The organism is Maridesulfovibrio sp. (assembly GCF_965230075.1).
In the GTDB taxonomy this organism is placed as follows: Bacteria; Desulfobacterota; Desulfovibrionia; order Desulfovibrionales; family Desulfovibrionaceae; genus Maridesulfovibrio.
The window spans coordinates 1,068,141-1,082,331 of sequence record NZ_OZ245945.1 but is presented as its reverse complement, the minus strand read 5'-3'; the positions used below and the strand labels follow the sequence as shown (position 1 = coordinate 1,082,331).

15 protein-coding genes are annotated in these 14,191 nt (G+C 48.7%); 4 read left to right on the top strand and 11 right to left on the bottom strand.

Going from position 1 to position 14,191, the window contains the following annotated elements; genetic code table 11:
* Nucleotides 1–79: 79 nt before the first annotated feature.
* From jag to rpmH, 5 genes are read right to left on the bottom strand one after another with little or no spacing between them, the layout of a single operon-like run.
* Nucleotides 80–1,531 (bottom strand): RNA-binding cell elongation regulator Jag/EloR, encoded by a 1,452-nt coding sequence (gene jag, locus ACO05Z_RS04830; RefSeq protein ID WP_421901040.1) that lies wholly within the window; start codon nt 1,529–1,531, stop codon nt 80–82.
* Nucleotides 1,532–1,583: 52 nt separating this feature from the next.
* A complete protein-coding gene (gene yidC / locus ACO05Z_RS04825) occupies nt 1,584–3,203 on the bottom strand; it encodes a membrane protein insertase YidC (protein WP_421901038.1) in 1,620 nt (539 codons plus the stop codon).
* Nucleotides 3,204–3,233: 30 nt separating this feature from the next.
* Entirely contained in the window at nt 3,234–3,482 is a 249-nt protein-coding gene (gene yidD / locus ACO05Z_RS04820) for a membrane protein insertion efficiency factor YidD (protein WP_421904165.1), read from the bottom strand.
* 14 nt (nt 3,483–3,496) lie between these two features.
* Nucleotides 3,497–3,871 (bottom strand): ribonuclease P protein component, encoded by a 375-nt coding sequence (rnpA, locus tag ACO05Z_RS04815; RefSeq protein ID WP_421904164.1) that lies wholly within the window; start codon nt 3,869–3,871, stop codon nt 3,497–3,499.
* The gene (rpmH, locus tag ACO05Z_RS04810) at nt 3,859–3,993 is read right to left on the bottom strand and encodes a 50S ribosomal protein L34 (protein ID WP_015850946.1); all 135 of its coding nucleotides are present in this window, start codon (nt 3,991–3,993) and stop codon (nt 3,859–3,861) included. The genes rnpA and rpmH overlap by 13 nt, the downstream gene beginning before the upstream one ends.
* A gap of 374 nt (nt 3,994–4,367) precedes the next feature.
* On the opposite strand from rpmH, the gene ACO05Z_RS04805 reads away from it, so the two are divergent.
* A complete protein-coding gene (locus ACO05Z_RS04805; protein WP_421901037.1) occupies nt 4,368–5,018 on the top strand; it encodes a lactate utilization protein in 651 nt (216 codons plus the stop codon).
* Nucleotides 5,019–5,156: 138 nt separating this feature from the next.
* The gene (locus ACO05Z_RS04800) at nt 5,157–5,903 is read left to right on the top strand and encodes a UPF0280 family protein (protein ID WP_421901035.1); all 747 of its coding nucleotides are present in this window, start codon (nt 5,157–5,159) and stop codon (nt 5,901–5,903) included.
* 1 nt (nt 5,904) lies between these two features.
* Here ACO05Z_RS04800 and ACO05Z_RS04795 read toward each other — a convergent pair whose 3' ends face one another.
* Together ACO05Z_RS04795 and ACO05Z_RS04790 are read right to left on the bottom strand one after the other, a co-directional pair.
* Nucleotides 5,905–6,396: a hypothetical protein gene (locus tag ACO05Z_RS04795; protein WP_421901034.1), complete on the bottom strand. Its 492-nt coding sequence runs from the start codon at nt 6,394–6,396 to the stop codon at nt 5,905–5,907.
* A 22-nt stretch (nt 6,397–6,418) separates the two neighbouring features.
* Nucleotides 6,419–6,712 carry an MTH1187 family thiamine-binding protein gene (locus ACO05Z_RS04790; RefSeq protein WP_421901032.1) on the bottom strand — a complete coding sequence of 98 codons (294 nt, stop codon included), beginning with the start codon at nt 6,710–6,712 and terminating at the stop codon, nt 6,419–6,421.
* A 111-nt stretch (nt 6,713–6,823) separates the two neighbouring features.
* Between ACO05Z_RS04790 and ACO05Z_RS04785 the strand changes: the two genes are divergently transcribed.
* On the top strand, nt 6,824–7,747 hold the full coding sequence (locus tag ACO05Z_RS04785; protein WP_421901031.1) for a radical SAM/SPASM domain-containing protein: 924 nt from the start codon (nt 6,824–6,826) through the stop codon (nt 7,745–7,747).
* 159 nt (nt 7,748–7,906) lie between these two features.
* On the opposite strand, the gene aroC is transcribed toward ACO05Z_RS04785, so the two are convergent.
* Entirely contained in the window at nt 7,907–8,959 is a 1,053-nt protein-coding gene (gene aroC / locus ACO05Z_RS04780) for a chorismate synthase (protein ID WP_421901030.1), read from the bottom strand.
* Between the two features lies 1 nt (nt 8,960).
* On the bottom strand, nt 8,961–9,491 hold the full coding sequence (gene aroL, locus ACO05Z_RS04775) for a shikimate kinase AroL (RefSeq protein WP_421901029.1): 531 nt from the start codon (nt 9,489–9,491) through the stop codon (nt 8,961–8,963).
* A gap of 274 nt (nt 9,492–9,765) precedes the next feature.
* On the opposite strand from aroL, the gene ACO05Z_RS04770 reads away from it, so the two are divergent.
* A complete protein-coding gene (locus tag ACO05Z_RS04770; RefSeq protein ID WP_421901028.1) occupies nt 9,766–12,270 on the top strand; it encodes a mechanosensitive ion channel family protein in 2,505 nt (834 codons plus the stop codon).
* Nucleotides 12,271–12,311: 41 nt separating this feature from the next.
* On the opposite strand, the gene ACO05Z_RS04765 is transcribed toward ACO05Z_RS04770, so the two are convergent.
* A complete protein-coding gene (locus ACO05Z_RS04765) occupies nt 12,312–12,728 on the bottom strand; it encodes a rhodanese-related (seleno)protein (protein WP_421901027.1) in 417 nt (138 codons plus the stop codon).
* A 106-nt stretch (nt 12,729–12,834) separates the two neighbouring features.
* On the bottom strand, nt 12,835–14,172 hold the full coding sequence (locus ACO05Z_RS04760) for an APC family permease (RefSeq protein WP_421901026.1): 1,338 nt from the start codon (nt 14,170–14,172) through the stop codon (nt 12,835–12,837).
* Between the last annotated feature and the right edge of the window lie 19 nt (nt 14,173–14,191).

The following is a 14,191-nucleotide window of genomic DNA, read 5'->3' as shown; positions in this document are numbered from 1 at the left end:
TCTCCCTGAAAGAAAGGATAAACCCCGCAGACTTAAGTCCACGGGGTTTTCAAAGTCATTATTCACCGCTCGTGAACAATTAGTAACGGTTGTAGCGCTCACTGTTGTAGTTAGTGCTGTTACCGTCTTTATTGCGGTCATTACGGCGATTGTTATTGTAGCGGGACTGGCGGTTACCAAAGTTATCATCCTGGTAACGATTGCCGTAACTGTCATCAAAAGGAGCAGGACGGTTGAATTCTTCGCGATTGCCGAAGTTCTCATCGCGTTCCTTTTTATAGTTGTCACGCTTGTTGTAATTATCATTACGATCGTTGCGGCGACCACGGTAATTATCGTTGCGGTCATTACGACCACGATAATTATCACTACGCTCGTTACGATCATTACGTTCATTGCGCTCATTGCGACGACCGCGGTAATTATCATTGCGGTCGTTGCGATCACGACGTCCCCTGCTGCGATCATTGCTGCGGGAATCGTAACGGTCATTGCCACGATTGTAATTATCGTTGCGTCTACCGCCTCCACCGCCACGGCTGCGACGGGGCAGGATCAGGACCCGCTTCATGGGTCCTTCACCCTTGCTGCGGGTGTTGACGTGCTTGTCTTCCTGCAAAGCCATGTGCACGACTCTGCGGTGGTAAGAACTCAGCGGTTTGGTGGACTGAACACGTCCGGTGTGCATGGCCTTGTCGGCAAGATGCCAGGCCAGCTGACGGAGTTTTTCATCCTGACGCTCACGGTAATCACCGGTATCAATCTGCACACGTACGGAGGTCTGCAGCTTCTTGGAGACCATGCGGTTGCAGAGATATTGCAGGGAAGACAGGGTCTGTCCCTCACGGCCGATGATCAGGCCGGAATTTTCTTCATCGTCAACCAGAACGTTAACGCGGTCTTCACCCACTTCGATTTCGAGTTTGGGCTTATCCTGAATGATGGGTTCGATCATCATTTCAAGAGCTTCACGCACAGCGGCAGCGATCTCTTCAGGATCACCTTCCATAATGCTGCGCGGTTCGCGGCGTTCTTCACGCTGTTCTTCGCGACCTTCTTCAGGGGTTTCGGCAACTGCGGGTGCAGGAGCTTCATCTCTGACAGCTACTTCGCTTTCAGGCTTAACTGCAACTTCACCTTCTTCCTTCACAGCCACGTCTGCGTCAGGCTTGACTGCGGGAACTTCAGGCTCAGTGCGCGGAGCAGGAGCGTTTTCTTCTTTGGCAACCGGAGCCTGTTCTTCTCTGGGACGGTCAGACTTGGGTCTGGACTGTCTCTTTTCAGGCTGTTCTCTTCTCTGCTGACGGCCTCTTCCTCTTCTGGAATCTTCGTTCAGCACAGAGCGGTTATCTCCACCTCTGGGACGAGCTTTTACCTTTGCGTTTTTCTTTCCAACCAGGCCGAAAACCCCGGTGGAACCTCCACTGATGATCTCAATCTCAAGTTTATCGCGATTCAGACTAAAATGATCACAGGCATTATTAATAGCCTCGTCCAAATTCTTCCCCTGGAATTCCATGAATTCGCTCATTCTATCTCCTGATTGTTCTTCACTCCATTAAATCCGATCAGCTTGTTACGCGCTAATTCTTTACGTTGCGCATCATCATCCACTGCTGTGCAATTGAAAGTACGTTGTTCACCATCCAGTATACAACCAGCCCGGAGGGGAAGTTGAGGAACATGAATGTGAATACGAGAGGCAGAAACATCATGATTTTCTGCTGGGTCGGGTCGCCCGCTGAAGGCGTCATTTTCTGCTGCAGGAACATGGTAGCACCCATCACGATAGGAGTGATGTAAAGCGGGTCTTTTGCCGAAAGGTCGGCCAGCCAGACAATATCAGTAAAAGGCAGGAAATGGATGAAATCAGCATGCCTGAGGGCAACTGTTCCCATCAACGCCTTATACAGTCCAAAGAAAACCGGAATCTGCAGCAGCATGGGCAGGCAACCACCTGCGGGGTTGACATTGTATGTCTTGTAAAGCTGCATCATCTCTTTGTTAAGGGCTTCCCTGTCGTCGCCATGCTTTTCACGAAGCTTGGCCATCATGGGCTGCAGACGTTTCATCTGTTCCATGGATTTGTAGCTCTTGTGGGACAGGGGCCAGAAAAGAATCTTGATAACGATGGTCAGCAGGATGATCGCGATACCGTAGTTGTGGGTATACTGGTGGAACCACTCAAGGGCCACAACAAGGGGTTTAGCGATGATATCAAACCAACCGAAGTCAATGGCCTTATCGAGGTTACCGGGAACCTTGGCCATCAGCTTGGCATCCATAGGGCCAAAGTAGTAGGAACAGGCCAGTTTGCGCTCAATGTCCTTATCAAAAGAAACGTTCTGCTCTGCGGCTACACGGAAAATATCATCCTGCAACTTACCCTTCATGGTCACGGAATCTGCACCGGGAACAAGGGCGAGGATGAAGTAGTTGGAGTCGATGGCTGCCCATTCAACTTTACCGGTTTCGGTTACGCCGGTTTCGCTGAGAGTATCACGGTCATTCTCTTCGACCAGACCTTCAGCATTGTACCATGAAATTCTGGTGGGGTTGTAACGGTCATCCGCAGCGGTCAGGCTCTTGGTAGCGGTGGTGAACGCAATGCGTCCCATGCCGCTGGGATTGGATTTGTTGATAACCCTTACGTCTTCGTCGATGAGGTAGTTGTCTGCGTGAAAAGTGAGTCTACGCTCAATTCTGAAACCTTCCACATCGCCGCGAAAAATAAGTGTGCCGAGCTTGTCGCCGTCAAGGTTGAGATTTGCACCTTCATAACCCCAGACACCGTTGGCCCAGGTAGCGATACCGTTGAGGATCAGGCCCATAGGTGCTTTATTCAGAGCATTGGTGCCGACCATGTCCACATAGGGAGAGTCAGCATCGATGGTTGCCTTGAATTTTTTAAGCTTGAAACTTTCAAGAAGGCCGCCCTGTGAATTGATCACTGCGGAATAGAGGGGAGTTTCAACGGTGAGTTTTGTTCCCTTTGCGGAAACAATAGCGCTTGTGGAAGCGGGATCGGGCAGTTGGTTTGATACAGGGCCGGCGACATTGGAATCAACGGCCTGATTTGGTTGAGCGGTTTGCTCCTGCTGGGCAGGCGCGGGCTGCTGCGGCTGGGGAGGGAAAAGGAACTGCCAGCCGAGGAGAACTGCAAACGAAAGGGCTACAGCCAAAATAACGCGTTTATTATCCATGTCTTTTTTTTCTCACTAAAAATTTGTCCCTCAAATCAAACCGGGACTGCGCGGTGGAACTTTTTTATGGGCGGGAACGGGATCGTATCCGCCCTTGCATAGCGGATTACAACGCAACAGACGCCACAAAGCATACATCCCCCCTCTGATCACTCCATGAAGGGATATAGCCTCTATGGCGTATTGCGAGCAGGTTGGATGAAAGCGGCAACACCCCGGAAATAACGGGGATATAAACTTCTGATAAAAGCGTATCGGGTAAAGAAACAGAGTCCGCATTCCCTGATTTCTCATTACTCTCCGCCAGTGGAAAGCTTGTTAATCTTTCCGATCATGGGGAGTAGTTCTTTTTCGGCAAGAGCATAGGTTATGGTTTTGCCGTTCAGTACACGCTTGGGCACAATAATTATGTCCGCACGCACCTGAAAATTTTCCTGATTGAGCCTGAAGAAACTTCGTAAAACCCTTTTAATCCGGTTCCTGACAACAGCAGGTCCCTTCTTTCTGCTCACGGTAAGGCCCAAACGGACCCCGCTGGGGCCGCTACCATGACACAGCACAAAGAGGATAAAACTCTTTGTGTAGAGCTTTTTTCCCTGCTCATAGCAGAGATCAAATTCAGGCTTCCTAAGGAGCTTATGCTCCTTTTTCCAACTTAAACGGCTAATCTTTTACGACCCTTTGCACGACGTCTTGCGATAACAGCACGACCGTTTTTGGTGCGGGAACGAACGAGAAAACCGTGGGTTCTTTTTCTTCTACATTTGCTAGGCTGGTAAGTTCTTTTCATTGTTCTATTTCTCCAAAAATTAATAACGTTAGTAGAGCCGGAGAACAAATTCCGGCTACGAGGAACGGGAACATATATCCCCTACTTCAGATATCGTCAAGAAATGTTTTCAATGTAACCGTGCAGCTAAGTGCTTTTAATCTCACTCTGAATAATCTATGCTGCTGCAAAACGAAAACAAGTCCGCATAACCCGATGCGGCCATACTGTCAAAGTGAATTCATACATAATGCTGACGTGGAATTCTCTTAACTTGTTAAAAACTTTTATCACGTGCGCTTTTTTTTTTCACCGCTTTTTTCATATATTTTTCAAGCGGCAACTTTTTAACGGCCCCACTCCTGTGCGGCGGAAATAATTTCAAGGAGATATAAATGAAACCTGTTCAAACCTTCTGGGACATCAAGCTCGGTGAGATAAAGGAAGTATTCGAAGATAACGGCTATGAAACATACGTTGTAAAAAGCCAGAAGGCAGCAGCTTCTCTGGTACTGGACAAGATCATCCCCAAGATGAAACCCAAGTCCATCAGCTTCGGCGGCTCCATGACAGTTGTCGAATCCGGTCTTTACGACAAGATCAAAAAACTTCAGAAAGTTAAAGTAATCGACACCTACGACGTCAACCCGCCCATGGCTGAAAAAATCGAACGCCGTCGTCAGGCTCTTTTGACCGACCTGTTCATCACCAGCGCCAACGCCTTCACCGAAGAAGGAGAGCTGGTCAACCTCGACGGAACCGGCAACCGCGTTGCTGCCATGGCTTTCGGTCCCCGCAATGTCGTAGTTCTCGTAGGTCGCAACAAGCTTTGCCCCGACCTTGATGCTGCTGTCAGCCGCATCAAAGAATACGCTGCCCCGGTCAATGCCATGCGCCTCAAGCGCAAGACTCCCTGTGCAGTTACCGGTAAGTGTCAGGACTGTAATTCCAAGGACCGCATCTGTAATGTCTGGGGAATCACCGAGAAGTCCTCACCCAAAGGGCGCATCCACGTAGTATTCATCAACGAAGATTTAGGCTTCTAAGAGGAGCCTCCGGCGGCTGGGGAAGGGAAAACTTTTGCAAAAGTTTTCCCTTCCCCAGCCCCCATCCTTCTCAAAACCTTTTAATAAGGCTTCGCCTCTAGCGCTCTTAACCGTCCTGCCAGATATTGGGTTCATATTTTGAGTAAAAAAATTCATACTGATCACACCCGTGGATATCGGGACAACATTTCCCTGTCCAACAAAGAGACTTCATTTCAGGTCGTTGTTGAGCATACTGATTTATTTATTGTTGCTGAGAAGGCCTTAAAAGAAGAAGCACTCGATGCTGTCCATGAAATTCGTGGCATTCTGCAGGCCCATTTCGTGCTCAATCCTGATTTCGCAACCAGCCTTATTCCTGTCCCGGTACCAGACGATGTCCATCCAGTGATCAAAGCCATGGCTGCCGGAGCTTTTGCCTGCGGAGTCGGTCCTATGGCGGCTGTAGCCGGGGCTGTAGCCCAGTATGTTGCGGGTAAATTACTGCCATTTTCCTCCAATGTCATTGTGGAGAATGGTGGCGATATTTACATGCACTCAACTTCAACGCGTAAAGTGGCCCTACTGTCAGAGCCTGGTTCCAGCGCAAAAATAGGTCTTTCCATTGAAGCTGAAGCCTTTCCCCTTTCTATCTGCTCATCTTCCGGAACGATCGGTCATTCTCTTAGTCTCGGCAGCGGCGATCTAGTTACTGTTCGCGCCAAGGACGGACGCTTTGCTGATGCCGCCGCAACGTCCCTCGCCAACCTGCTTAAATCCCCAGCCGATGTTCCTTTAGTCATAGATAAAGCCCGCGCTCTGTCAGAACACGGGCTTGATGGAGTTTTCGTACAATACGATTCAAAAATAGGCGCCTGGGGCGATCTGGAATTGATCGCGCTTTAGCTTACTGACTTACAGCTCTTTCAATAGCCATGAATGGCGGGCCGTTATTGTCTTCACGGCTTTTGTAAAGGGCCATGCGGTATCCAAAAGAAATATACAACGGCCCTGAATCAAGCTGATCAGGTTTCAGTTCAAAATCAAAGGGAATACCCTTTGATTCTTCCAGCTTTTCCGGAGAAAAAACCTGCAATCCTTGGGCTAAGACCTCGCCGTCCATATCCGACAGATAACCCTGAATCCAGAGTTCACCGATCCACCCGGCCCACATGGGCACGCTGTTCTTTTTAACGTAAGCCTTTCCCCGGAGGCCGAAACTATCCTTACGAGGCACAATCTCATAATCAAAAATCATGAACTCCATCTGCATGGTGCGCGGGGTTTCCAGCTTCCATGACTGCCGTTTCAGATGCGAGACACCAAGATGAGCACAACCTGATATGGCAAACAGCAAGATGAGTAGAGCAGCGCAATTGGCAAGCTTCAATAATTTCATTGATCTCTCCCAACCGATCACATTAAAGTTTCAATTCTACAGATTTCACTTTACCGTGCAGCCTGTCCACAGCACCTTTGCGGCAATCGGCTTTCATTAACATATAGATGCGATCACAATCTATCTCAAGAGCCTGATAACATTTTGTAACCACAGCCATAACCTCTTCCCATTCACCTTCAATACAGGTTCCCATGGGGCCAAGCTGGCAGGACAGGCCGCATTCACGGATAATTTTTACAACCCGCGCCACATAAGGGCTGACGCTTTCACCTTTGTCTGTGGGAAAAATTGTTAATTCAACAAGAACACTCATTTTCAGATTCTCCATACACGTTGACACTGGTTGTCAACTCATTATAAGTTCGGCCTCCCGAATACCGACACTTAAATTACCCGCTATAAGTTTTACAAGGAGTAAACTCACATGGGTGAATATTATATGCCTGCGGAAAACGAAGGCAAATTTCAACAGTTGATGACCTGGATCAAGGACAAAAAACGTCCCCGTCCCTCTTTTCCGCGCGCCATTCAGATTCAAACCACAAGCTATTGTAATGCCATGTGTTTGTTCTGCGGCTGGAAACACACTCATAATACACAGCCTCAGGGTCATATGGAAGATGATCTTTTCAAAAAAATCATCGATGAGACCAGCAAACATTTTATCGGCCGAGTCAGCCCCTATTTGATGAATGAGCCGCTCATGGATAAGAAAATGCCGGAGCGTATCGCCTACATTGAAAAAAACAAGAAGCCTTTCACCCGCACCAAGATCAACACCAACGGTGCCCTGCTTACCGAAGACATGAGTGAAAGACTTATTGAATCCGGTCTGCGCCATCTCTGGGTTTCCGTTCAGGGTTACTCCGCCGAAACCTACACCGAATCCATGGGCATTAAGAGATTCAACATTCTTGATAACATCGACAAATTCCTCGACATCAAGGAAAAGAAAGGTGCCAAGCGTCCCAAGGTTTCCATCACTACCCTCGACACCACCATCGTTCACGACGAATTGGAATATGCTAAAAAACATTGGGCCAAACGTGATGTAACCTTCAAGATCCACCAGCTGGATAACCGTGCAGGTGACGATATCAGTGAATTGAGTGCCCGTAAGCCCCAGCTTAAGCGTGACTGTGACCTCTTCCTCAAGCAGGCCTACGTGCTTTACAACGGGGATGTGATCATCTGCTGCCACGACTGGCGCAGGACAGTGGTTCTCGGTAACCTATACAAGAACACCCTTGAAGAAATCTGGAACTCTGATCACTTCATTTCCCTGATCCGTCAGTATCAGGCCGGAGATTTCAGTAATCTTAAAATCTGTAAGACCTGCACTGGCTAATAAATCATCAGACCTAAACAAGCCAAACCCCGCAATATCTAAATGATATTGCGGGGTTTGTTATTTAAAAATGTAAAGAGCTACTCGGCGAAGCCTTAATAAAAGGTTTTGGGATTCTTAAACCCTTTTGCAAAAGGGTTTAAGCCGCCGGAGGCATTCCTACTCCATACGCCTTTGCAATAAAATAAAATCCGCCACAGTGAGCATAGCCATAGATTTAAGTACCGGCACAATGCGAGGGATAGCGCAGATATCATGCCTGCCACCGATCTGAATTTCAGTGACTTTGCCGTCACGATCAACAGTCTGCTGCGGCTTGCTGATGGACGGAATCGGCTTCACATAAGCGCGGACAACGATATCCTGCCCGCTGGAAATACCGCCGAGAATCCCGCCGGCATTGTTGCTGCGAAAACCATCCTCGTCCATGAAATCATTGTTCTCGCTGCCAAGGGCATCGGCAGCCTTGCAACCGGATCCGATCTCCACGCCTTTCACCGCACCGACAGACATGAGCGCATAAGCAAGTCGGGCATCGATCTTGTCAAAAACAGGCTCGCCCAGTCCGGCAGGCACTCCCTTTATGCAGACTTCAACCACTCCGCCAAGAGTGTCGCCCTGTGAACGAACGTCCTTGACCCGTTCTTCCCAGCTGGAAATGACATCCGGATCAGCAGAGAAAAAAGGCATTTCATAAGCTGTTTCCGGGGCTTTCACTTCTCCGTCAATTCCACCGATGCGCACAGTATAAGCCTGACAAGTCACACCCTGCTGGCGTAAAAATTCCTGCGCCACTGCTCCGCCCGCTACACGGGACACCGTCTCACGCCCGGAAGAACGGCCGCCTCCGCGATAATCGCGAAAACCATACTTGGCATCAAAGGTCCGATCGGCATGTCCGGGCCTGTATACATTCATGATCTTGGAGTAGTCACGGGACCGCTGGTCTGTGTTCTCGATATGAAAACCAATGGAGGTCCCGGTGGTACGCCCTTCAAATACCCCGGAAAGAATCTTGATCCGGTCCGCTTCCTTGCGGGCTGTAGAAGCAATGCCCTGTCCGGGTTTGCGACGATCCAGCTCCAGCTGAATGATTTCCTCACTGAGTTCAATGCCCGCTGGACAGCCGTCGATAACTCCGCCCAGTCCGGGACCGTGGGATTCCCCGTAAGTGGTTACCTTGAAAATCTGGCCGAATGTATTGCCGCTCATATTATTTATCTCCCTTACTGAAGGATTGGTAGCTTTCTAAAATCTGGACGCAAACATCATCAATGGAACCTGCACCGTCCGCTACAAGACCAGCGCAACCGGAATAAAGTTCTTCCCTCGCTTCCAGCACTTCCCGTATTTCATCAACAATAGACTTTCCGGTAAGCGACGGACGCTGATCATGATTTGGATCAGCCTGCAGACGGTTAGCGAGAGTCTGAACATCCGCCTTGATATACACGGTAAATTTTTCACTGAGCAAGGCTCTGTTTTCCTCGCGAACCACAATTCCGCCACCGCAGGAAATAACCGCATTCTGCTTTTGCGAAAGTTCGCGGAGCACTTCCGCTTCCAGATCACGGAAGCCGTCCCAGCCATACTGTTTGACGTACTGAGCAATTTCACAGCCCGCCTTTTGTACGAGAACTTCGTCGCTGTCATAAAATTCAAGACGGAGCTTATCGGCAAGTTGCTTGCCTACGGTGGTTTTACCACAGGCACGGGGACCGATCAGATAAATATTGGATACCATAATTCTCCCGGTTGATGATGTGCTGTAAAAAATGTTTTATTTGTCAGATACATTTAGTACAACCAGCAGTGTACATTGAAGAATAAGAATTGCCGACTGCAGAATACACGTTTGTGGATAGAATTTTCTACCGGACACGATCCGGTCTATACCGGAAAATTTACTAGAAAAGATGATCACAGGCAGGACTGTGAGGAAACGAACTGAAAAGCAGTCAGCGGATACAGATAATTAACCGGAAAAATAGCAGGCTTGTCAAGCCTTGGAGAAGACCATGACCGCAAAGACACGAAAAGGATTGATTCTGATTCTTTCATTTATACTCCTTACTTTCTCCACTGCCATTAAATCTCAGGCCGAAACAGCCACTCAGACTTTGCTCAATATGGTCGACACACTTGATGCAGATATTAACCGGCAGGATCAGGCCGTAATGAATCTAAACCAGCATATTCCGGCTATGATTAAAAAGTACGACACAAGGCTGCACACAGCGCAGGTCCGACTGGACCAGTTAAAAATGCTGCGCGGGATGGCCAAGCAGACTCCTTGGTCCTACCGCACGGTAATCATGCAGCTTGACGATGTCAGGGGTTACGTCCATCTGGCAAAATCGGACCTGCTCATTGAAAAGAACAGGCTCAAAAAGATCAAGCAAGGCTTTGACGTCATAAATGAAATTCATTTTAAAACTAAAATTACCGATCCTGAGCTGAAACAAAAACTCAACTCTACAAGAAAAAAATATCTCCGAGTCCGGGATGAAGCCGCAACCTTAAAAAAATCCATCGATGCAGCCCTTCTCAAATCAGACAAACTGATGGAATCCATGGGTGAAGACCTAGAGGTCACTCGTAAATTTTATGCCCAGACTTTAAAAAGTTTCTATTTTGAACCCAGCCTGATTCTATTCTTCCCTCAGGCATGGAATGATATAGGCTATGCCTTCGAAGAATGGCGGGAAAGCTACACAAAATTTTACCATCCGCTCATAGTCTGGGTTGAATGGGGCAATTTCCTGATGATTATGAGCGGGATAACCGTTGTGCTGTGGCTTATCCTGCGCACAATGGTCAAAAAAATGCTCCGCCGCCCCATGTTCAGCAACCATCAACTTTCATTTTACAACACCGGGCTGTTTCTCATCTCATTAGGTGCGGCAATTCTGGTTGCCCGTGTTTTCACTCTTTTCACTGCCAACCAGATAACCGGGCTGGTCTGGACTGAGGCTATTACCTTAGGAGCCATCATCTGCACCCGCAATTTTCTCTGGGCCCGGGAGAAAGTTCAGCCAGCACCGCTGATCTACACCCCCATGTTTATCCTCTGGAGCTTGATGACTGCCGGGGATGTCATGCATATGCTGACTTTGCCCGCTGAATGCTTATCCATTATCTGGTTCGTACTCAGTGTCGCAGGTCTGGCTGCCCTGCACTTCAACCGCAACAGGTACACCCTTCAGATTACTCGTTCCACATCAAAGGCTAACAAAGTTGTCCTTTCCGGATCAGCTATCTTTACCCTGCTGGGCTTCGGTACACAGGCTATGATGCTTACCCAGATCTGGTTTCTCTTCCTGGTGACCATGAAAATCTGCACCGCCCTGAAAACTATCCTGATCACCGATCTGCCCCAACCGGAGTACCACCTTCCAGAGGATCAGGAACTTGACGCGGACGAACAAAAGAAGTTTGAGCAGGGATTGCGTGAGGCGCAACACCATAACCAGATGGTCCAGCTTTTTTACCCGCTATCCGTCTCGGTAATCATCTTTATGTTCATCGGCTGGGCCACAGCCTATATGGGCGGTATTCCTTTTGCCCGCTTTGTGTTCCGACATATGGACATGAACATTGCCGGAGCGGATATCTCGGTAAAGAACATATTCTACATTCTGATCCTTTTCTTTGCTGCCCGACTGGCACTTTTCTGGCTTAAATCATTCGTCAGCAATACTTCAATCAACGGGCGCCTCATTGAGTCCGCTCTGGCCCACACCTTATCCACCATCGGTTCTTATATTGTATGGGTGGTCTTCCTACTGGCCTCATTCTTCCTGCTGGGCATTCCTATGTCCGCACTAACTTGGATTGCCAGCGGCCTTTCTATCGGTATTGGTTTCGGTATGAAGGACATTGTCAGCAACTTTGTCAGCGGCTTGATCATCCTCTTCGGCGGCTCCATTAAAAAGGGCGACACCCTGCAGCACAAAAAGATCATCGGAACGGTTATTGATGTATCCATCCGTAACACCACCCTCAAGGCGCTGGACAACAGCATGGTCATCATCCCCAACTCCAGCTTCCTTAAAGGTGAAATCGTTAACCTCAACTATCAGGACACCCGCATCAGGGTAACAATTCCGATCAGCCTTGTTCCCGGCTCAAAGGTCAAGAAAGCCAAAAAAATAATGCTCAAGGTAGTTAAGAAGCATCCCAATGTTCTCAAAGACCCTGCACCAACGATCCTCTTCAAACGTTTCGGAACCTTCGGCCTAGACTTTGAGGTACTTTTCTGGGTCAGCCATTTTGAGGATAAATATCCCACCGAATCGGATATTGTGGATGAACTGGATCAAAAATTCCAAAGCAAAAAGATCAAGGTTGCCTTCCGTGGAATCAAAACCAAGTACAAGCCTAAAGGAGATGAAGCGGCCCAGATTGCAGCCCAGCGCGAAGCACTCAAGGAGAAACGCAAACTTATCAGCAAGTGCTTCAGGTCAGCGGCTCTGCGTAAACACCGCTTTCTAAATAAAATTGAGATGGATAGACCGGAATAAAAAAAGAGGGGGATTGCCTTGGCAATCCCCCTCTTTTTTTCTTACTTTGATTCTACCGGATAACCGGATCGATGCCATTGATGCCAACCACCAAGAAGCGAGTTCACATTAGTAAAACCCATCTTCCTCAACTTCCGCCCCACACGGGAGCTTGTGTATTCGTTGGGTCAAGCACAGTAAATGACGATCTCGGCATCCTTGGGCAGGTCTGCGGCCCAAGTCTTTTCCTTCCCGGCCTTGCCGCGGATTGCTCCCTTGATCTTGGACGAACTGCCCCGCCAGTCCGAACCGCTGCGAGCGTCAACTATAACCAGCCCTTCCGAGCCGAGCTTTCGCTCCAGATACTCTCCGGAAACACGGGGTATATCCTCAGCATCTGCAGCAAGTGGAAAAACCACAAAGCTCGCCAAAACAGCAAGCACTGAAGCAAAGAGAAGCAATATTAAACGGTTGCCCATCATTACCTCCACGTATTTTGTATATTAATAAATGAACAAACTTTGGGTTCATTTTAATAATACCAAATCAAAATCGCAGGACAAGAAAAAACGGGCAAAAACAACACTATTTATAACTGACTATATTAAGCTCGCCGTCTTCAGGATCATCCTCAACCGGATCACTCTGAACTTCATCACCTTCTTCAAATTCAGCTTCGCTATCATCTTCAGGTTCAACTTCCTCCAGCGGGGGATAGTCGCAATATTCCTTCATGGTAAAACCGAGAGCAATACCCGCAACAGCAAGGCAGCCAATTGTGTAAAGGAAATAGTTGAGGAATTCGATATGAAGACAACATACTGCAGCGGCAACAACATGCAATCCCAAAGTCAAAAAACGGGGCAGATAAAATCTTTTTGCACGGCGCATAGCAATGATACCAAGCAGGTCAATCAGAGCATACGAACCGAACCAGAAACACAGGCCTGCAGAAATGAGTGATTCCAGCTCATCCTTCCCGGCCCAGCCTTTGGCCAGCATAATGGCGATGATTGCACCCAGAAAAACAGCGGCACCACCGACAGCATAATTGGAGTAATCTTCGGCAAGAACCCCGCGCACCTTATGCCCGAAAAGACGGAATAGAGCACAGATACCGGCAAAGGTTGCGAATACAATTGTGCCGCCCATAAGCAGACGCCCTTTACCTTCAAGAATCTGCGATGCAACAGCAAGATGGGGAACAGTTGAATTGAGCAATTCCTCCGGAGTTTTAATCAGCAAGGCAGCCCAGACAAAAAGCCCAAAAGCAGCGAGAGTCAGGAGAATCGCCGGAACAGCGCGTGAACCTTTATTCTCGAAAACCAGTGGCAGATCAAAACCGACAAAGGCAAGTACACCCAGAAAAACAAGTTGCATCCAGCCCATAGGTCCTGCTGCGGCAAATCCTGCCGGCAGCAACGGGGAAAACATTCCCGGCAGCTCTGTGGGATATCCCAGTCCTCCGGTTACCGGCTGATTAACCATCACAGCCACATAAACAAAAGACAGAAACGCCACAGTCAGTGTGCCGCCGAAAAGATCCCCGGCATATTTTTTAGAAAGAAAGCAAGACCAGACGGCAAAAGCGAGTAGAGTGAACGATGCGCCCAGATTAGGGAAAGATGTGATGAAAATTTCATTCACTGCGTACCCGGCAAGGCCCAGCCAAGAAACAGCCAAGACAGTCAGGGTAAAAAAACGGGCAGCATCAAGAAAACCGAAGGCGACGCGGTCAACAGGGGTGGCCCGCAATTCCCCGGACGAAAGTTTATCCATGCTGCGTGCGGTGCAGATGGCTGAAAGCGCGGCCAGAACAAGGACTCCCAGAAAAGCAGCTCCGCCCAATCCGGCGCCGTGCCCTGCGGCCTCAAGTCCCCGTGGGGACATCATTACTGCAAGAGATGTGAATATACCGCTCATTTTATACCCTCCAGTGTAT

Coding starts and splice junctions, on each gene's coding strand:
- jag (WP_421901040.1), bottom strand. CDS start 1,531: ATGAGCGAATTCATGGAATTCCAGGGGAAGAATTTGGACGAGGCTATT.
- yidC (WP_421901038.1), bottom strand. CDS start 3,203: ATGGATAATAAACGCGTTATTTTGGCTGTAGCCCTTTCGTTTGCAGTT.
- yidD (WP_421904165.1), bottom strand. CDS start 3,482: ATGCGGACTCTGTTTCTTTACCCGATACGCTTTTATCAGAAGTTTATA.
- rpmH (WP_015850946.1), bottom strand. CDS start 3,993: ATGAAAAGAACTTACCAGCCTAGCAAATGTAGAAGAAAAAGAACCCAC.
- ACO05Z_RS04805 (WP_421901037.1), top strand. CDS start 4,368: ATGAAACCTGTTCAAACCTTCTGGGACATCAAGCTCGGTGAGATAAAG.
- ACO05Z_RS04795 (WP_421901034.1), bottom strand. CDS start 6,396: ATGAAATTATTGAAGCTTGCCAATTGCGCTGCTCTACTCATCTTGCTG.
- ACO05Z_RS04790 (WP_421901032.1), bottom strand. CDS start 6,712: ATGAGTGTTCTTGTTGAATTAACAATTTTTCCCACAGACAAAGGTGAA.
- ACO05Z_RS04785 (WP_421901031.1), top strand. CDS start 6,824: ATGGGTGAATATTATATGCCTGCGGAAAACGAAGGCAAATTTCAACAG.
- aroC (WP_421901030.1), bottom strand. CDS start 8,959: ATGAGCGGCAATACATTCGGCCAGATTTTCAAGGTAACCACTTACGGG.
- aroL (WP_421901029.1), bottom strand. CDS start 9,491: ATGGTATCCAATATTTATCTGATCGGTCCCCGTGCCTGTGGTAAAACC.
- ACO05Z_RS04770 (WP_421901028.1), top strand. CDS start 9,766: ATGACCGCAAAGACACGAAAAGGATTGATTCTGATTCTTTCATTTATA.
- ACO05Z_RS04760 (WP_421901026.1), bottom strand. CDS start 14,172: ATGAGCGGTATATTCACATCTCTTGCAGTAATGATGTCCCCACGGGGA.